This window comes from Microbulbifer mangrovi, assembly GCF_002009015.1.
In the GTDB taxonomy this organism is placed as follows: domain Bacteria; phylum Pseudomonadota; class Gammaproteobacteria; order Pseudomonadales; family Cellvibrionaceae; genus Microbulbifer; species Microbulbifer mangrovi.
The window spans coordinates 16,898-35,064 of sequence record NZ_LZDE01000344.1 but is presented as its reverse complement, the minus strand read 5'-3'; the positions used below and the strand labels follow the sequence as shown (position 1 = coordinate 35,064).

Here is an 18,167-nt window from a genome sequence, read left to right as displayed (position 1 = left end):
TGCGGTTCGATTAGTTACCGCCGTTGCGGCCGTCGCGCAGCATTTCGGAAATACAGAAAGCAAGCTCCAGAACCTGATCTGCATTCAGCCGTGGGTCGCACTGGGTGCGGTAACAACTGGCCAGATCCGCATCGGAGATTTTCCAGGCGCCGCCAGTACACTCGGTCACATGCTGTCCGGTCATCTCCAGGTGGATCCCGCCCGGGTGCGTCCCTTCCGCGCGGTGCACAGCGAAGAAGTCACGAATTTCCCGCAGGATGTTATCGAAATTGCGGGTTTTGAAACCGCTGGAAGCTTTCTCGGTATTACCGTGCATGGGGTCGGTACTCCATACAACGGAGCGCCCTTCCCTTTCCACCGCACGCACCAGTGCGGGCAATTTATCACCCAGGGTGTCCGCACCCATGCGGGTAATCAGGGTCAATCGTCCGGGCTCGTTGTTCGGGTTCAGGCGATCAATCAGGCGGATCAGCTCATCGGTATCCATGCCGGGGCCGACCTTGACACCGATGGGATTCCACACGCCGGCAAGAAATTCGATATGCGCGGCATCCAGCTGGCGCGTGCGCTCGCCGATCCACAGCATATGCGCGGAGCAGTCATACCACTTGCCGGTGAGGCTGTCGGTGCGCGTAAGAGCCTGTTCGTAATTCAGCAGCAACGCCTCATGGGAGGTGTACAGTGTTGTCTCGCGAATAGCCGGAGTATTTGCCGAATTCACACCGCAAACGGCCATAAATTCCAGCGCGTCCTGCAGACGCTCCGCCAGTTGCGCGTAGCGATCCCGCTGCGGATTGTTTTCAAGGAAGCTCAGGTTCCAGGCATGCACCTGGTGCAGATCCGCAAGCCCGCCCTGAGCAAAGGCGCGCAGCAGGTTAAGGGTTGCCGCGGACTGATTGTAGGCAGTCAGCATCCGCTGGGGATCCGGCACCCGGGCCTCTGCGGTGAAGTCGATGCCGTTGATGATGTCGCCACGATAACTCGGCAGCTCAACACCATCCACGCTTTCCATGTCTGCAGAGCGCGGTTTGGCGTACTGGCCGGCCATGCGCGCCACTTTCACCACCGGCAGGTTGCCGGCAAAGGTGAGCACCACCGCCATCTGCAGCAGCACCTTGAAAGTGTCGCGAATCCGGTTTGCATTGAAATCCGCAAAAGATTCCGCGCAATCCCCACCCTGTAGTAAAAATGCTTTGCCCTGAGCCACTTCAGCCAGGTGGCTGCGCAAGTCTCTGGCCTCTTGGGCAAACACCAGCGGCGGATAACTGGCCAGCTGCTGCTCAACTGACTCCACTGCTGCCGCCTGCGGATATTTAGGCTGCTGGTGTGCCTGCAATTTGCGCCAGCTGGCGGGATCCCAGGGTTTGACTAGGGGCTCTGACACGGGCTTGTCTACCTCAACTTCCATTTTCGGCTCTACATCAAAAATATTTACTTCAGCGCGCTGCCGCTCAGCAGCGCACTTAACCGGCAAGTCGCGACAGTTGCCGCGACTGCCATCAGGACTCCAGCACCTCTGCAACGGATTGACAGAAATACGCCATATTGCCCTGGCTCAGGCCAGCAATGCTGATACGGCTGGAATCTACCATATAAATGGAATAATCCTGCTGCAGCTTTTGCACCTGCTCCGGAGTAATTCCCAGGAATGAGAACATACCCTTCTGTCGCTGGATAAAGCTGAAATCTCCAGCCGCACCGGCGGACTGCAGGCTTTCAACTACTCCGCTACGCAGGCTATTGATGCGCTCACGCATTTCGGTCAGTTCGGCTTCCCAGTTGGCGCGTAGGCTGGCGTCGGTAAGGATGGATTCAACGATGGCACCGCCGTGGTTCGGCGGCATGGAATAGTTGCCGCGCACGACGTTCAGCAACTGGCTCTGGCCGCGGTCTGCTGCCGCCGCGTCGCTGTAAATCACCATCGCCAGTCCAACGCGCTCGCGATAAAGGCCAAAATTCTTGGAGCAGGAAGCCGCAACCAGCATTTCGGGCACAGATTCTGCCATCAGGCGCAGGCCGTAAGCGTCCGCATCGAGACTGTCACCAAAGCCCTGGTAAGCCATATCGATAAACGGTGTGAAGCCCTGCTTCTGCGCCATTTCAGCCAGCACTTTCCACTGCGCGCGGCTCAGGTCCGCACCACAGGGGTTGTGGCAGCATGCGTGGAACAGAACGAGATCGCCCTCACCCACTTGTTTCAGTGTCTCCACCATGGCATCGAACTGCAGGCTGCTGGTGGCGCGGTCGTAATAGGGATAGCTCTTGATCTGCAGACCAGCATTGCCCAGCAGCGGAACGTGATTGGCCCAGGTCGGGTCGCTCACCCAGATGGTCGCACCTTCTTTGGCGCGATTGGAAAACTCCGCCAGTACACGCAAGGCACCGCAGCCACCGGGGGTCTGTGCAGAGCGCACACGATTACCCACCAGTGCCGCGTGCCCGGCACCAAGCACCAGTTCCTGCATGGCGGTATTGAAGCCAGGTGTACCCGCCGGTCCGACATAGGCCTTGGTATCTTCGCTCTGCAGCAGACGCGTTTCCGCTTCTTTTACCGCTTGCAGAACCGGGGTATGGCCGGCTTCGTCTTTATAAACACCCACCCCCAGGTCAATCTTGTTGGGGTTTTCATCGGCGCGGTAAGTGGCCAGCAGGCCGAGGATGGGATCTGCAGGAAGGCTGCTCAGGTGGTCAAACATGGTAACTCCTGGTAATTCGTGCCAGTGCACGCCCTGGGGTGCACCGGTCGGTAAAATCCAATTCAGTGATTATGGGATGAAGCGTGGCAGAAGATTTGGGGATCAGTCGATCAGGCCGCGATTGGCCCAATCCTGGGCGCGCGCCATCAACTTCTCGATGATGCTATCGAGCTGATTGCGCTCCTCCGTAGACAGCGACCCCATCAGGTCATTCTCGTACTGCTGCGCCAGCGGCACGATGCGCTCGTAGACATCACGACCGAGCTCCGACAGGTTCAGCACCTGGCGGCGACGGTCAGCCAGGTCTTCACTGCGGGTGATGTAATCATTCTTGATCAGAATGGACACGGCACGACTGATGGCAACCTTGTCCATTGCCGTCTGCTCTACCAGCTCTGCGGCTGAGAGGTTCGGGAAGCGCCCGAGAATCGCCATTACCCGCCACGCGGGAATGGTCAGATCGAATCGCGCACTGTAGGCGTCAGCGATCGCATTGCTGACCCGGTTGGACAGCACAGACAGACGATATGGCAGGAATTTCTCCAGGCGCAGATCGTCCGGACGCACTGCATCGATTGGATCAGAAAACTCAGTGGTATCGCTCTTGGTATTATCTATTGTCATCGCGGTCCATTCACCTGCTGCTGGACGGGTTGTACCAGGTTTCAAATGTAACTAAGATTGGTTTCAATTGTAACCACTATTGCAGGAAATTTTTGGCAGCTTCGGGGATTGGGCAGCCGCCGTCGGTGAAACTTCACCCATTGGGTACGCCTGTACAGCTACAGACGAGATTGGCCGCGCATTATACGGCGTTTGACGCCATTTTTGGCACCCTCTGAGGCCTTCTGCGCAAACTATTTGCGCGCGATTGCCCCTTCTACGGGGACCACCGGCTGAAAGTACCCACCCCCAATCAGATTATTGCGCTTATCCCGCGCCTCTCCCAGTCTCGGCATATGGGACCGAACGGGAACAACTCCAACCAGGGAATCATTTATGGAACTACACGGTTACTTCCGATCATCAGCCAGCTACCGGGTACGGATCGCGCTGAATCTCAAAGGGCTCAGCTACGAATACCACCCGGTAAACCTGCTAAAAGGTGAACAGGTAGAGGCGCGTTACCGCAGCCTGAACCCCCAGGGATTGGTTCCCGCATTGATCGAGAGCGGCCATGTATTTACCCAATCCCTCGCCATCCTGGAGTGGCTGGACGAACAGCACCCGGAGCCCGCCCTCCTGCCCCACGACGCACTCGACAGGGCCCGTGTCCGCGCCCTCGCCTACAACGTCGCCTGCGATATCCAGCCGGTGCAGAACCTGCGGGTGCTCAAGTATATCCAAGCGGAGCTGGGCGCCAGTGATACGCAAAAAGTGGAGTGGATCCGACACTGGATAACCGGTGGCTTCCAGGCGCTGGAAACCCAGCTGGATGGACAGGGCGGTGTGTTCGCCGGTGGCGATACGCCGGGACTGTTTGAATGCTGCCTGATTCCACAGATATACAACGCGGAGCGCTTCGGCGTCGCACTTGACGCCTATCCCCGCATCGAGGCGATCGCAAAAGCCTGCGCAGAGCTGCCCGCATTTGAAAAAGCACGCCCGGAGAATCAGCCGGACAGCACCATCTGACTCCGAGAGCGTTACTCTCCCGGCTGAGGAGCCTCTGTGGTATTGCCTGTGATCGGCAGAGGCTCTTTGAAGGTAAGCGTGCGATAGGGAAAGGGAATTTCTATACCCGCTTCATCCAGTGCCCGTTTCACGGCGGTGACCACTTCCCCCCTGGATTGACGCTCTTCAAACGGAGTCGATCCAGCCCACCAGGTAACTTCAATATTGATACTGCTGTCACCGAACGCCTGCGGGAACACCTGAATCGGCTCGTCATCCCGCACGGTTTCACATTCACCAAGCGCCTCCTTGATCACTTCCACCGCACTGGCAACATCCTCACCGTAGGCAACACCGGCAATGATAGTGATACGGCGCTTGTTGCGATCAGTGAGGATTTCGCAGGGATTTTTGAACAGGAACAGATTGGGCACGATCACCAGCTCACCAGTGGTGCGGCGAATCGTGGTATTGCGCACTTCTACAGCCTCTACCCTGCCCTCAACGTTCTCACACTTGATAACGTCGCCCGCCTCGAACGGAAACCGCCACAGGATCAGGATACCGGCAAAGAAATTCTCGAAAATATCCTTGAATGCGAACCCTACCGCCACCGATAGCAATCCCAACCCTCCCAGTGCTTTGGCGGGGGTCAAACCGGGAAATAACACCATGGCGGTAAACAGTAGCCCGATCAGCCAGATAAAGATTCTGGTCAGGCGAACCATCAGATCTTGCAGGGACGGACGCGGGGTAGTCTTTCTTGCAAATCGGCGGGCAAATTTTCCCGCTACGGTAGCGATTCCCCAGGTCACCACCAGCATCAAAACACTGGCAATAAAGAATGGAATATGCGCGAGAAACCCCTCCCAGATTTTATCCAGGGAAGTCATCACGGTTTCCACGACGCCTGACAGCGATGATGGGGCAGCCTTGGCGAGTTCCAGCGTTTCCGCCAACTCCTTCGCCTTATCGGTGTCTACTGGCAGAGTGGGATTGGACTGAATCGACCCGCCAGCGGAGAGCAGATCGGAAGCAGACAAAGAAAGGCGAGTCACAAACATGGCCGATTACAGTCGCGCTCAGATTCAGTCGAACTTGTACCAGCCTAGCAAATTGCCAGCCGGGGGCATTCAGGTCGGGGCGGGTAATTCACGCCTCGTCACACACATAGTCTTCCAGCCTCAACCACTTGGTGGCGATCCACTTCTCACCGGCAATGACGGGGCTACCGCCATGTAGCGTTCGCTGGTCCAGCTCCCCGCGCTCATTGGCGTAGGAAAAAAACAGACCGCAGCCTTTTTTGGGCAAGACATCCAGCGACACCCGCGGAAACACGGTCGATCCGCCCGCCTCCACATCATTCAGATACATGATCATGGTACCAACACGCTGCCCTCCCCTGGACAACACCCGCTGGTTACCCGCTCTCTCGGGATTGAAGAAATCGAAATGCGGACGGTATTCGGCACCCGGCTCATAGTGCAGGATCTGCATCGACTCACCGCGGCTTGCGGGTATCCCCAGCAGCCGTTCAATACGGGATTCGATACCTGCGATCAGTGGATTGGCGCCAGGTCGGTAATAGGTCCCCGAGCTGGTGCGCGCAGCCTCTACGTCGTAGGTGCCGCGATCTGCGTTCACAACACGGGAGGGGGTGAGTTTTTCCCGCGACATTTCTATCAGCGCATCACATTCGGTGTCCGACAACAGGTTGCCGAACATGACGATATTGGGCTGTTTGATCGAAAGCAGGACCTCTACCTGGCGATCACCCAGATCGTAGAGGTTTCTGGTGGGTTCAAACAGACGGAAGCGCGCGCCATCATCCGGCTTGCCGGACGTCCCGGGAGCACTCGCTGTTTCTGCCCTCCCACCAGCTTCAGAAGGTTGCAGGGTAACGGGCTGCGCCGCCCCGCAAGCAGCAAAACACTGCTCCACTGCTCCCGCAATGGAAGTTTGATATCCCGCCTTCAGCAGCGCATCGATCATCGTGGACTGGCTCTGGCCCTGCCTGACCGCATCGCGCATCCACTGCTGAAGGTCCGATTGAAGCTCAGCAAACTCCACAAGACACTCCTTTGTCTTCGTTTAGGTTATACCTCACCCTGACGATAGAGGCCGATTTTCGACCTGAGTATAGTTCGCCCCCAATTGACCCGTATCCCTGGCCAGTGCGGACATTTACCTGACTAAACCGGACAGGTTCCAGGGTTGAACCCGCTAAGGCCAAAGCTGTCTATCGGTGGGCGCGATCTCCGGAAAAAGTTCGTGAGCCATGTAATATGGGGCAACAAAAATTCCGTGAGGAACGCATCGATTCAGAATAACCTTTGCTCGAGAAAAATTGTACCGGCGCCAAATACACCGCCGAACCGCCGATCTACCGGCCACGCTACCTGAGGGGAACCCGCTTGATTTACTCGCTCCAACGCTCACTTCACATCCTGTCTGCCAAACTACTTGGCAGCCGCCATCCATCTGGGCATGTCGCTACAACACGCAAGCGGCTGCGGGCGATGGTACCGCTACTGCTCTCGCTCGCTCTGTTCTCGGGGTGCGCCGTACTCTCGCCGGATTTTGAAAAGCCGGAGGTACAGGTAACGGCGCTGGAACCTCTGCCCAACAACCACAGTGGCGATCTGCGCTTTCGGATCCACTTGCGGGTCTTCAACCCCAATAACAGCGAACTCGCCCTATCCGGCCTCTACTACACCCTGAAACTTGCGGGGCACAAAGTCGTAACCGGTACCTCCAGTAACCTGCCGGTGATTCCCGCCTACGGTCAGCAGGCGATCAGTGTGGACGCATCGGCAAATCTGATGGGCTCATTTATGGCTGCCGCGGAGCTGATTCGACTGCAGGGGAATACGGTGCCCTACGAACTGGAAGCGAAGCTGGGCCTGCAGCGCTCGATCCTGCCGGCAATCCGGGTCAGTAAACAGGGGAACATCCAGCTGGGGCAGTATCAGCGCTGACGCTTGGGAATTGAGTCAAGAAGGGATCTGCGGACCGGTGGAGTCACCGGCCCGCAGGGGCAAGGAAGAGCAATCTGGCGCTAGCCGCGGCGCGCCGCCAGAATACCCCCGGTCATGGCGACCATGGAGCTGAGAATACCGATTCCCACCAGGCTGTAGAGACTGATGCTCTGCTCTGCCATCACGGTGAGGACTTCTTCCAGGGGAAATTGCCAGCAGACAATCGCCGAGGCCGCGACTACCGCCGCATACTGGTAACGGGTCGCCCTGCGCTCGGCCCGCTTGGCAGGCACTGGCGGCAACTGCGCCATCACCCGTTCACAGAAGCCGTCATTGTCCAGGTGCGGTTCATTGAACTGCAATTGCTGAGACAACCAGGTGTCAAAGTCCGGTTCATCGCGCCCAAATGGTTCGGGAGCGGGCCTTACAACACCATCTGTAATTACCATACCTGTAATACCTGCAGTATCACTGTTCGAATTTCGGGAATCAGCCACTGGCTACCTCCTCTCGCCAGGCCTGCAGCAGAGTCTGCAATTTGGCCCTTGCGCGATTTACATGGGATTTTACCGTGCCCAGCGGCAACTTCATAATCGTGGCCGCTTCCTCGTGGGAAAAGCCGCGCTGCATACACAGATGCACCGCCTGTCTCTGGGCATCACTCAATTCCCCCATTGCCGAATTCAGGTCCCTGGCCATACCCAGCTGCTGTGCTTCTTCGACACTTTCCTGGGCCTGCGCGCGGTCCACTGCCTCCTGATCCACGTCTGGTGCATTCTTGCGCTTGTGACTCATGACCAGATTGTAGGCGATGCGGTACAGCCAGGTGCTGAAACGCGCATCCCCACGAAACGCAGGCAGCGCCTTATAGGCCTTGATAAAAGCCTCTTGCGCCATGTCGTCGGCGAGTCCCTGGTCGCCATTGCACAGCTGGCGGAGCGAGAAACGCAGCTGTGACTGATAGCGACGAACCAGCTGGGCGTAGGCCCGCTGGTCCCCGTCGTCGACGACGCGCTTTATCAGATCCTCATCATTGAGGTCCATGGATGGCTGTCCTTAACCCGCTTGCTGTTGATCGTGCTTCCAGTTGATATAGCGGGCGATCCCGATAAACAGGGGAATCAACCCGAGGCTACCGACACCGATACCGGAGGAGGCAGACAGCCAGATAAAGATCGCGGCGCCAATGGCAATCAGCGTGATTCCCCGATCCTTGGTGTTCGCGGAACTCTCGCCTTCCAGGGCATCCAGCAGTTCCGGCGGAATATCGCGTCCCTCAGAAACCATACGGTTGATGTTCTCCATCACCAGCTGTTTCTTGCGATAGCTATTACGCGTCACCAGCCACACGATCAGAATCGGGGTACCGAAGACCGCAAGAATCGCGACAATACCGATCAGCCAGTCCATATCCGGCCCTCTGGAGCGGCCACCGCGCTCTTGCGACACGTGGATTTCATGGGTGCGCTCGTGCATTCGCTCAGCGTGCTCGCGAGCACGTTCGGCCCGCTCCATATCGGCATTGATTCCGATGCTGATATTGCGCGGCACCGACTCCAGCGCCTCTTCTACGACCACTCCCGTGTCGTCAAGGACCCCTTTCTCTACCAGCTGCTCATAGATGCGACGGGTAACCGCACCGCCAAACTCTTCGCCGAGGTCGATCTCTACATTGGCACTCTCGCCGTGTTCATCGCGCGTATGAATCCGCAGGCGGCCATCTTCCTGGCGCAGAATTCGTACCTGCTTGGTCACCTTGTCCTTCGCAGGGGGCTCCGGCGCAACCGCGGGGGCCGGGGGCTCGGGGGGCTGTGGCGCTACGGCATCTTCCTGTGCCAGCAGAGTGCCGGAGACGCCCATCGCCAGGGTTGCTGCGATCGCGAGTGCCCAGCCGGGCAGTCGGTTACGCACAATTGAATCTTTCGCTCTCATTGGTGTTATCTCGCTCTTACTAGTCTGACCCGCGGTAAACTGGCCCCATCCGGGGACCCGGGACCTTTCTCGCGTCAGAGTGTACCTTTTTTGAGCACCCTGTATCAGGGGCACATTCCGGGTTACCTTACTGACTGTTGCTTGGCCGGGCTTTACCCTTCTCCTGATGGACGCCGGAGATGCGCCCTTTGGATGCAAAGACGGGTCAAATATTTCAGGGGGCCCGGTAGAAGAACCACAGATCCAGGCTAATTGGCGGGCCTGGGGCCGATAATGCGCCGCAATATAACCATAAAACGGGGTTTTCATGACTTCAGACGAGCTGACCGTCACCACAATTGCCCACCCTGCCGAGATTCTCACTTACTGGTTCGGCAGCAATGCGCTGGACGGAGATACCCCGGCGCAACAGCGTGCCCGCTGGTTCCAACGCAATGACGAATTTGACCTGGAGATCCGCAATCGTTTTGAAAACACCATCGGCGCGGCACTGTCTGGGGAGCTGACGAGCTGGGGTGATAGCGCCGAAGGCCAGTTGGCACTGATACTTCTCTGCGACCAGTTCACCCGTAACATCTACCGCGGTTCCGCCAAAGCCTTTGCCGGAGACCCGGTTGCGCTGGAAGTCACCCAGGCCATGATCCGCAACAACCACCAGTGCAAGCTGGGACTGCACCAGCGCGCGTTTGCCGGCATGCCTCTGGAACACTCGGAGCTGCCGGAGGTGCAAGCCCAGTCAGTCGCCTACTTCGACCAGCTGCGCACGGACTTTAACGTGGACAGCGCCGGCCCACAGGCCGCCAAGCTTGCCGAGGACTACTATCGCTTCGCCGTGGCCCACCAGAACGTCATCGAGCAATTTGGGCGCTACCCACACCGCAACGCCGCGCTCGGTCGTGAGAATACCCCGCAAGAGCAGGAATGGCTGGACAACGGGGGCGGCTTTTAATGGACTGGTTAGCCTGGTTTTCTCTCGCTGGCGTCTGCGCCCTGGGTGCCATGTCCCCGGGGCCGAGCCTGTTGATTGTCGTGCGCAATGCCAGTACCGGGTTTGCCCACGGGGCCGCCTGTGCCATCGCCCACGGTGCAGGTATTGGCGGCTACGCGCTGCTGACCGCCCTGGGGCTCAGCCTGGTGCTGACAAACTCCCCTCATTTGTTTACCGGCCTGCAATGGGGCGGCGCCCTGTTTCTAGTGTATCTGGGCTGGAAATCCATCCGCGCGCCCGCGCCACAGGCATCAGACGCAACGACCCCGAATCCCGACGCACCCCGGCAGTCCATTGCGGCGGCCGCGGCACAGGGATTTGGGATCGCCCTGTTCAACCCCAAGGTGGCGCTGTTTTTCGCCGCCCTGTTCAGCCAGTTTGTCGGTGCCGAGCAGGCCACGGCCACCAAGTTCGCCATGGCCGGCCTGGCGGCCGGCATCGATACACTCTGGTATCTGCTGGTCAGTGCAGCCCTCTACTTTGGCCGCCGCAAGGGTATTCGCCCCGGTCGCTGGAGCCACCGCCTGCAACAACTGTTCGGCATTCTGCTGATTGCCCTCGCCGGTCGTCTGCTGTGGCAGATTTGAAGGTTGACACTGGACAGGCATACAGATACTGTACATTCATCCAATTCAATAACAATTTACGGTTATTGTCCGGATTCAGCCCGGAATCACTGTATTAAGACAACAGGAGGCCATTATGGCGGTAGTAGCGGTTTGGAAATGCGATAGAGACGGAGCCATGTTCGACAACAAAAAAGATGCCGAAGAACACGACAAGATGCTGGAACTGGCTGCCAATATTACTGCGCTGATCGAGCGTAATATTGAAGGCGTTTCTGAAGAAGCCAGCGAAGAAATCGGCCTGATGCTCGCCAAGCGTCGCGAAGTACTGGCCAAGGCCTGTAAAGGCAAGCCGGAGGAGCTGCTCGCGGCAGAAGAAACCAGCGAGCAGTCAGGCAGTGAATCAGACAACAGCGGTGAAAACGTCACCCCCCTGGCTGCTAACCAGTAATTCTGGCAGCTCGCGCAGCCGGCGCCCCCACCGGTTACGCATATTCCCCAGAAATTCCATCCCTGTACTCTGCCCGGCTTGCCGGGCTTTTTTTATAGCGTGCCAGGCATTCCCTGCCTGGCACCTTCAGCCTGATTAGCCGATTCAGAAAACTGCGCGAATATTGATCACCGCGAGGATAATAATCACCAACCAGGTCAACGAGGTGCCGGTAAATCGGCCGGGGTGATACCCGCCACTACCAGCATACAGCCCAATCGCATGCAGCAGACGGGCAAGCAATAGTGCGGCGCCAAGGCAATGCAGCCACAGATGAGACAGGCCGTTGATTTCGGCAATGAGCATCAGGATCAGTGCCAGCGGAACATATTCGATCGCGTTGGCGTGGGCGCGTACCGCTATCTCTCCTCCCTTGTCTCCGCCAGTACCCAGTCCCACTTTTTTACCGCGACGGAACGCAACCACCTTGAATGCGAGGGCTATGACCAGCAGTGCACACAAGCCTGCATAAAGTGCCGTTACTTCAATACTCACCATTTCGCTTGAAACTCCTGTTACAGATTTTTCGGGTTAATCGTTATTTTTTATAACCGTGTCCGGTCCCAGCCTGCGGGTGCAGGTAGCGGTCGCGAAGGCGGGTCGAGCGGTTAACCAGGGACTGCGGCTTACCATCAATCACCACCAGTTCTGCGAAGCTGGTAACCTCGAGAGGATCACCACTCCACAACACCAGGTCGGCGACAGCGCCCGGTGCCAGCACGCCTCCCTCCAGGCCAAACACCGAGGCCGCGTTGGCAGTGATGGCGCGCACCCCCTCTTCAAACGGCAGGCCATAGGCCACCGCATTGCCCGCCCCCTGCCGCGACAGATAGCTGTTGTGGGATCCCGCATAGCCGGGGCCGCTGATCATTACCGTCACACCGGCTTTTTGCAGCAGCGCTGCGTTATCCATACGTGCGCCCAACTTTTCAAAGGCATCCGGGGAGTTACCCATGGCATCCACGATCACAGGCACCCGCGCCGATGCCAGCTGCTCGGCTACCATCCAGCCCTCGGCGGCGCCCTCTACGATCAGTTTCAGCTTGTACTGCTCGGCAAGCACCAGTAATTGCAGAATATCGCTGGCTCTATTCGCAGTGATCAGCACTGGCTGCTCACCCGTTAGCAGCGGCTGCAGGGATTCCAGATCATCGATGGAAAAGTCCAGCTCCCGCCACTCTCCTCGACGGATTGCATCGCGGTTATCCGCGTATTCTTTTGCCTGCGCCAGGGCGCCCTCAATCTGCTCGTAGGCCCGGGCACGGCTGCCACCGGCAAGCTCCGCACCGTACTCGCCGAAATAGACTCTTTGCAATAACGCACCGTTGGTAACGCTGTCGAATTCGCCGGTGAGCTTGATGGCAAACCCCTGCCCCGCAAATATTTTCTCCTGACTGCTCGGCACCACAACCGCGCGGGTCACGCCACCGGCCCGGTTGAAGGGAATCAGGGTGGAGTGCGGATTAAAAGCCACCGATGGATTGAACCCGGCACCGATAGACGCATCCTCAATCGCGCTGTCGTTGGTGGAAGCCGCCGCGCCAATTTCAGTAAGCCCCAGTTCACTGCTCGGGGCAATGATGCCCGGGGTAACCACCTTGCCACGACCATCGATAACCAGATCTGCATTCAGGTTGCCGAGATCTTCGGCTACCTGCTCGATACGACCGTCTTTTACCAACAGGTCCCCCATCTGCAGGGTTCCCTGATCGCCCAGAGTGATGACCTTGGCATCCTTAATGAGTAGTGTCTGCGCGGTTGCCAGTGGTGCGGCAACCGCCGCAGAAACCAGAGAGGCGATGGCGCCGATCTTGAATACCTGCTTAATACCCATTAGCGCTGCCCTCCTTCCGGCAGGCGTTCGCCTTCCGCGTTGAGAATACCCAGTTCGAAATCACTGTGTGGCTGTCGCTCGGGGTTATCCCGGTCGTACATCAGCACACCGTCGATAAATACTTTTTCTGCTTTGCTGTACACACTGAACGGATTGCCGGACCAGACCACCACATCGGCCATTTTGCCTTTCTCCAGGCTGCCGGTAACTTCATCGACACCCAGTGCGCGTGCGGGGTTCAGGGTCATCCAGGACACCGCATGACGCGGCTCAATATGGAAACCGGCACGCTGTCCGGCAAGCATGGCTTTGGCGGTTTCTTCATTAAGATGTTGGATCCCGATGGCGGAATCCGAGTGAATCATGGCACAGGCCTTGGCCTGGTCGACGATAGCGATATTGGCTTCGGTCATATCGAAAGCTTCGTGTTTGAAGCCCCACCAGTCAGCCCACATTGCCGCACACACGTTATTTTCGGCGAGCAGATCGGCGACCTTGTACGCCTCGACGGCGTGGTGGAAGGTGGAAATCTGGAAGTCGAACTCTTTGGCAATGTCCATCATGATGGCCATTTCCTCACCGCGATAGCAGTGGTTGTGTACCAGGATATCGCCGTTCAATACGCCCGCCAGGGTTTCCATTTGCAGGTCACGATCCGGCTCCTCGCCACCGTTCTCGTGGTAATTGTCCCACTTGTCGCGGTAAGCGGCCGCAGATATCCAGGCCTGGCGGTAACCCGCTACATTCCCCATGCGCGTGGAGGGCAAAGTGCCCTTGCCGCCGTATACCCGTTTCGGGTTCTCGCCGCAGGCCATTTTCAAGCCGTAGGGTGCACCGGGGAATTTCATATCCTGCACACTGCGCCCGGGTACATTTTTAAGGGTTACCCCGCGACCACCAAACAGGTTGGCGGAGCCGGGCAGGATCTGCAGTGTGGTAACGCCACCCGCCAGCGCCAGGGCAAACTGCGGGTCCTGGGTCCACACCGAGTGCTCCGCCCATACCTGCGCGGTGTTGGGGGCGGTCATCTCGTTACCGTCCTGGGAGGACTCGATTGCCGGCGCCGGATAGTCACCCAGATGGGAATGAACATCGATGATGCCCGGGGTTACCCACTTGCCGCTCCCCTCAACCACCATCCCTTTTTTGGGCACTTTGAGCTCTTCACCAACGGCTGCAATTTTTCCGTCTTTCAACAGCACATCGGTATTGTTCAACTGCTCCCCGGTTCCCGTCAGCAGAGTAGCGCCACGAATCAAAACCGGACCGGCTTCGTCCGCTTTATAAGTCGAAGGAAAGGCATCCTGCCGGGAAAAATCGGCACCTTTTGACCTGGCTTCCTCATCTCCCCCACAGGCCGTTAACGTCAGTGCCATAGCCGTACTGCAGGCCGTTGCCAACAGACGTCGCACCACCTTTGTCGATTCCAGAGCTGGCCGCATTGCCCCTCCTACTTGTTTTACCGTTATTAGGAAATTTTTATAAACAGATCCCATGCTATCAGCAATTCAGGAATCCGCCAGTCTGCCAACTGGTACTGCCCAATGAATTCTGTTTGCGCCGCAGGTCACAGAATGCGCGAGAAGCCGCCCTAGACAATGGCAAACCGCCGTGTTGGAATTTGGCATCTCTCCCTGAATCCAGGATGGACGGATGGAAAAACCAATGAATGCAGGCGCAACACAGCCTGTCGTAGATACCGGTCAACCTGATTCGTCACGAGATTCTCGGGAGGTATATGAGGCACTACGCAAAAGCGAAGAACGCTACCGGGAACTGGTGGAGCACGCCAACTCCATCATCCTGCGCTGGGATAAAAGCGGTGTCATCACCTTCTTCAACGAGTATGCCCAGAATTTTTTCGGGTTCAGTGAAGCAGAGATCATCGGCAGACACGTGGTTGGGACTATCGTCCCCGAGAATGAAAGCACAGGCCGCGATCTGCGCCCACTGATGGACCACATCTGCAACTACCCGGAAGAACACCGCTACAACGTCAACGAAAACATTACCAAAAACGGCTCTAGCGTCTGGGTAGCCTGGACCAACAAAATTCTTACCGATGACAACGGCGAAACCATCGGCGTGCTCAGTATTGGCACCGACATCACCAAACAGCGGCAGCTGGAAGAAGAACTGCGTCAGGCCCAGAAAATGCAAGCCATCGGCGAACTCGCCGGGGGTATCGCCCACGACTTCAACAATATGGTGCACGGTATTGCGGGCTTTGCCGAAGTCATTCACCAGATGACCGTCGACAAGAAAATTGCGCAGTACGCCGGCCAGATCCTTACCACCGCGCACCACGCCGCGGAACTTACCAAGCAACTGCTCACCTTTGCCCGCAAAGGCTCTTACCGGCTTAACGACTGCAACACCCACGACATCGTGCGCGACGTGTGCACCATGCTCAAGCGGACCATCGACCGCAGAATCGTTATTCGACAACAGCTGTCAGCAGGACGGCCCCACGTCAAAGGGGATTCCGCACAACTGAAAAGCGCGCTGCTCAACCTGGGAATTAACGCGAAAGATGCCATGCCCTCCGGAGGCGTGCTGGAATTCAGTACCCGGAATATTACCGTGGACGAACCCTTGGCGATCTCCGATTTCCAGCTGGAGCCGGGACAGTATCTGCAGATCCATGTGAGTGATAACGGAATGGGTATGCCGGAAGAGATCCGCCAGAGAATTTTCGAACCATTTTTCACCACCAAATCCAGCGGGCGCGGTGCCGGACTGGGATTGGCAGCCGTATACGGTACAACCCATATGCACCAGGGCGCCATCCAGTGCCGTTCGGAAATCGGTAAAGGCAGTAGTTTTGATCTCTACCTGCCCATCATCAAGGATTGCAACAAGCTCCTGAAAAACAAAAATGAACGGGAAATACCCGAGCGCCCCATCCGAATGATGGTGGTCGACGACGAAGCGATTGTACGCAGTTATTCAAAAACCCTGTTTGAAATGCACGGCCACCACGTAGACACCTTCGCCACCGCCAGTGAAGCCATTGCATTCTATCGACATAACTTCGCGGACATTGATCTGGTGCTACTGGATATGATCATGCCCCATATGGATGGGCAGCAGTTATTTGCCGAGTTAAAGCAGATCAATCCGGAAATAAAAGCCATGCTGGCCACCGGGTACAGTGTGGAAAGTAAGGTACAGGAAATTGTGGAAGACGGTATTCTCGATTGCCTGAAGAAACCCTTCACCTACGACCAGCTTCAGCGAAAAATCACTGACATGTTGACTCAGGGGCATTTACAGGCGGAACCAGCTTAGCGCCAGGCTAAATGGATTAGAAAAGTAGCTACCGGTATAGCAATCGGGTGCTAATAATGCATGATTTTGATGATTTTTTCGCCGTTATCGCACTCCCCCACGACCTCAGGTCCCGAGATCTTCGAGCCGAGCTGAATGACCTTGTTGGATGGATAGGACACAAAGCACGCGTAGTTAAAGTTGACGGCCCAATTGCACCGTATCAATCCGTCATCCTCTTCATAGAATCGCTCCTGGCAAAAGCTCAGGTACGGACTCTGCCCGCCACCCAGCTGAGTCTGGCTTTGGTCCCCTGTACCATCTGCAATTGCGGTTCCGGCCGATACGAGTACCCCAGTAAGCAGCGCTCCGACAGTTAAAGCCATGGGAATTCGAATACAGCGACTCATCTCAATACCTGAAAAGTGCCCACTACTTCCTAGAGACTAGCAGCTGTGGCACCTGCTTCCTTTTAATGTTTGACCGGTCAGTTCTTCTTTCCGCTGTTATCATATGCCCCAGCCACCCCAAGCCCATGATGTAGGGAACCTTTCAACCACCATGTCAGCCCTCTGTTATTGCTGCTCCGGCAAGCCCTTTAGCCAGTGTTGCGAGATTTATCTCTCCGGCAAAGCCTATCCCAATACCGCCGAGGCACTAATGCGCAGCCGCTACAGCGCGTATGTGACCGGCAACCTCCCCTACCTGCGAAAGACATGGCACCCCGACACCTGCCCCGAACTGGACGGCAATGACCTGCACACGCGCTGGACAAGGCTGGACGTCATCAAGAGCAAACAGGGACTGAAAAAGTCCATTGTCGAATTCAAAGCGTGGTTCAGTGATGGGGGCGAGGAAGAAGGAGAAAGTGAAGAGCGTGCTCTGTATGAAATCTCCCTGTTCAAACTGCACAAGAAGCGCTGGGTATATGTGTCACCGCTGAGTGCATGGCCGTGATTCGCCCACTGCCCCTTGCCAGGTGCGCATGGACATGACCAGTCACCTCGAGCCCACCATCCTGTTCGAGGATGAACACCTGCTTGCCGCCTACAAGCCGGAGGGCTGGCTGGTGCACCGCTCAGGGATAGATCCCCACGAACACCGAATCCTGCTGCAATACCTGCGGGATCTCGCCGGCGCTCACCTGTACCCGGTCCATCGCCTCGACAAGCCTACTTCCGGCGTTATCGTTTTCGGTAAAACCAGCGAGGCCGCGGCGGGCCTGCAGGCACAACTGGACAGCGACAGCTCGATCAAACAGTACCTCGCTGTCTGCCGTGGCTACTGCCCGGAACAGGGGGTGATCGACCATCCCCTGCCGCCGGTTGCGGACTTCAAACACCAGCGCAAGCGCCCCAAAAGTGAGCTGCCCCGCCAGGATGCGATTACGCTGTTCCGCCGCCTCGGTACCGTCGAATTGCCCTACCTCGTGGATCGATATCCCACAAGTCGCTACTCTCTGGTGGAAGTGCAACTCAAGACCGGGCGACGCCACCAGATCCGACGGCACTTCAAGCATATTTCGCACCCGCTGATCGGATGTCCGAAATACGGGAAGTCCACCCACAACCGGTTCTTTGCCGATCAGTTTGGCTGCGCAAGATTGCTCCTGCATGCGCACAGGCTACAACTGGAACACCCGGTAACCGGCGAGGCTATGCTATTTCAAGCCGAGCCCCAGGGCTGTTTTCAGCAGTTGATCCAGCAATTTGGCTGGATACTTACGCCGGAAATTTCGCCTGACGCCCCTTAGTCCGGCTCGACTGGCGACTGGTACTGTTCGTCAGAGACTTTCTCCA

19 protein-coding genes are annotated in these 18,167 nt (G+C 57.3%); 8 read left to right on the top strand and 11 right to left on the bottom strand.

The window, feature by feature from the left end; all coding sequences use genetic code 11:
• Window positions 1-10: 10 nt before the first annotated feature.
• The 3 genes from B4U49_RS16955 to B4U49_RS16945 form a co-directional block, all read right to left on the bottom strand.
• Window positions 11-1,408: a class II 3-deoxy-7-phosphoheptulonate synthase gene (locus B4U49_RS16955; RefSeq protein WP_078085845.1), complete on the bottom strand. Its 1,398-nt coding sequence runs from the start codon at window positions 1,406-1,408 to the stop codon at window positions 11-13.
• A gap of 91 nt (window positions 1,409-1,499) precedes the next feature.
• Complete coding sequence (locus B4U49_RS16950) at window positions 1,500-2,696, bottom strand: amino acid aminotransferase (protein WP_078085791.1); 1,197 nt, start codon at window positions 2,694-2,696, stop codon at window positions 1,500-1,502.
• A gap of 102 nt (window positions 2,697-2,798) precedes the next feature.
• Window positions 2,799-3,320, bottom strand: coding sequence for a MarR family winged helix-turn-helix transcriptional regulator (locus B4U49_RS16945; protein WP_078085790.1), 522 nt, complete (start codon window positions 3,318-3,320; stop codon window positions 2,799-2,801).
• Between the two features lie 375 nt (window positions 3,321-3,695).
• Here B4U49_RS16945 and maiA point away from each other — a divergent pair, with 375 nt between their 5' ends.
• Window positions 3,696-4,331: a maleylacetoacetate isomerase gene (gene maiA, locus B4U49_RS16940; protein WP_078085789.1), complete on the top strand. Its 636-nt coding sequence runs from the start codon at window positions 3,696-3,698 to the stop codon at window positions 4,329-4,331.
• Window positions 4,332-4,342: 11 nt separating this feature from the next.
• Here maiA and B4U49_RS16935 read toward each other — a convergent pair whose 3' ends face one another.
• Both B4U49_RS16935 and B4U49_RS16930 read right to left on the bottom strand, forming a co-directional pair.
• Window positions 4,343-5,368, bottom strand: a complete 1,026-nt coding sequence (locus B4U49_RS16935) for a mechanosensitive ion channel family protein (RefSeq protein ID WP_204903073.1) — start codon at window positions 5,366-5,368, stop codon at window positions 4,343-4,345.
• Between the two features lie 94 nt (window positions 5,369-5,462).
• Complete coding sequence (locus B4U49_RS16930) at window positions 5,463-6,380, bottom strand: 2OG-Fe(II) oxygenase (protein ID WP_204903072.1); 918 nt, start codon at window positions 6,378-6,380, stop codon at window positions 5,463-5,465.
• A 449-nt stretch (window positions 6,381-6,829) separates the two neighbouring features.
• Here B4U49_RS16930 and B4U49_RS16925 point away from each other — a divergent pair, with 449 nt between their 5' ends.
• Window positions 6,830-7,288, top strand: a complete 459-nt coding sequence (locus B4U49_RS16925; RefSeq protein WP_078085787.1) for an LEA/WHy family protein — start codon at window positions 6,830-6,832, stop codon at window positions 7,286-7,288.
• 80 nt (window positions 7,289-7,368) lie between these two features.
• On the opposite strand, the gene B4U49_RS16920 is transcribed toward B4U49_RS16925, so the two are convergent.
• From B4U49_RS16920 to B4U49_RS16910, 3 genes are read right to left on the bottom strand one after another with little or no spacing between them, the layout of a single operon-like run.
• Window positions 7,369-7,737, bottom strand: coding sequence for a hypothetical protein (locus B4U49_RS16920; RefSeq protein ID WP_143735717.1), 369 nt, complete (start codon window positions 7,735-7,737; stop codon window positions 7,369-7,371).
• Between the two features lie 40 nt (window positions 7,738-7,777).
• Window positions 7,778-8,332, bottom strand: a complete 555-nt coding sequence (locus B4U49_RS16915) for a sigma-70 family RNA polymerase sigma factor (RefSeq protein ID WP_078085785.1) — start codon at window positions 8,330-8,332, stop codon at window positions 7,778-7,780.
• Between the two features lie 12 nt (window positions 8,333-8,344).
• Window positions 8,345-9,199, bottom strand: a complete 855-nt coding sequence (locus B4U49_RS16910; RefSeq protein ID WP_239692686.1) for a DUF6249 domain-containing protein — start codon at window positions 9,197-9,199, stop codon at window positions 8,345-8,347.
• A 328-nt stretch (window positions 9,200-9,527) separates the two neighbouring features.
• On the opposite strand from B4U49_RS16910, the gene B4U49_RS16905 reads away from it, so the two are divergent.
• The 3 genes from B4U49_RS16905 to B4U49_RS16895 all read left to right on the top strand — a co-directional run bounded on the left by B4U49_RS16905 (window position 9,528) and on the right by B4U49_RS16895 (window position 11,225).
• Window positions 9,528-10,169: a DUF924 family protein gene (locus B4U49_RS16905; protein WP_078085783.1), complete on the top strand. Its 642-nt coding sequence runs from the start codon at window positions 9,528-9,530 to the stop codon at window positions 10,167-10,169.
• Window positions 10,169-10,795, top strand: coding sequence for a LysE family translocator (locus B4U49_RS16900; RefSeq protein WP_158078648.1), 627 nt, complete (start codon window positions 10,169-10,171; stop codon window positions 10,793-10,795). Before B4U49_RS16905 ends, B4U49_RS16900 begins: the two co-directional genes overlap by 1 nt.
• Window positions 10,796-10,910: 115 nt before the next feature.
• On the top strand, window positions 10,911-11,225 hold the full coding sequence (locus B4U49_RS16895; RefSeq protein WP_078085781.1) for a YebG family protein: 315 nt from the start codon (window positions 10,911-10,913) through the stop codon (window positions 11,223-11,225).
• Window positions 11,226-11,369: 144 nt separating this feature from the next.
• On the opposite strand, the gene B4U49_RS16890 is transcribed toward B4U49_RS16895, so the two are convergent.
• The 3 genes from B4U49_RS16890 to B4U49_RS16880 are packed head-to-tail and all read right to left on the bottom strand — an operon-like array spanning window position 11,370 to window position 14,540.
• Window positions 11,370-11,762 carry an MAPEG family protein gene (locus B4U49_RS16890; protein ID WP_239692685.1) on the bottom strand — a complete coding sequence of 131 codons (393 nt, stop codon included), beginning with the start codon at window positions 11,760-11,762 and terminating at the stop codon, window positions 11,370-11,372.
• A 40-nt stretch (window positions 11,763-11,802) separates the two neighbouring features.
• Window positions 11,803-13,098, bottom strand: a complete 1,296-nt coding sequence (locus B4U49_RS16885) for an amidohydrolase family protein (RefSeq protein ID WP_143735716.1) — start codon at window positions 13,096-13,098, stop codon at window positions 11,803-11,805.
• Window positions 13,098-14,540 (bottom strand): amidohydrolase, encoded by a 1,443-nt coding sequence (locus B4U49_RS16880; RefSeq protein WP_078085780.1) that lies wholly within the window; start codon window positions 14,538-14,540, stop codon window positions 13,098-13,100. Before B4U49_RS16880 ends, B4U49_RS16885 begins: the two co-directional genes overlap by 1 nt.
• A 211-nt stretch (window positions 14,541-14,751) precedes the next feature.
• On the opposite strand from B4U49_RS16880, the gene B4U49_RS16875 reads away from it, so the two are divergent.
• The 3 genes from B4U49_RS16875 to B4U49_RS16860 all read left to right on the top strand — a co-directional run bounded on the left by B4U49_RS16875 (window position 14,752) and on the right by B4U49_RS16860 (window position 18,121).
• On the top strand, window positions 14,752-16,389 hold the full coding sequence (locus tag B4U49_RS16875; RefSeq protein ID WP_239692684.1) for a hybrid sensor histidine kinase/response regulator: 1,638 nt from the start codon (window positions 14,752-14,754) through the stop codon (window positions 16,387-16,389).
• 540 nt (window positions 16,390-16,929) lie between these two features.
• Window positions 16,930-17,325: a YchJ family protein gene (locus tag B4U49_RS16865; RefSeq protein ID WP_078085778.1), complete on the top strand. Its 396-nt coding sequence runs from the start codon at window positions 16,930-16,932 to the stop codon at window positions 17,323-17,325.
• A 34-nt stretch (window positions 17,326-17,359) separates the two neighbouring features.
• Window positions 17,360-18,121 (top strand): pseudouridine synthase, encoded by a 762-nt coding sequence (locus B4U49_RS16860; RefSeq protein ID WP_078085777.1) that lies wholly within the window; start codon window positions 17,360-17,362, stop codon window positions 18,119-18,121.
• Window positions 18,122-18,167: the final 46 nt, after the last annotated feature.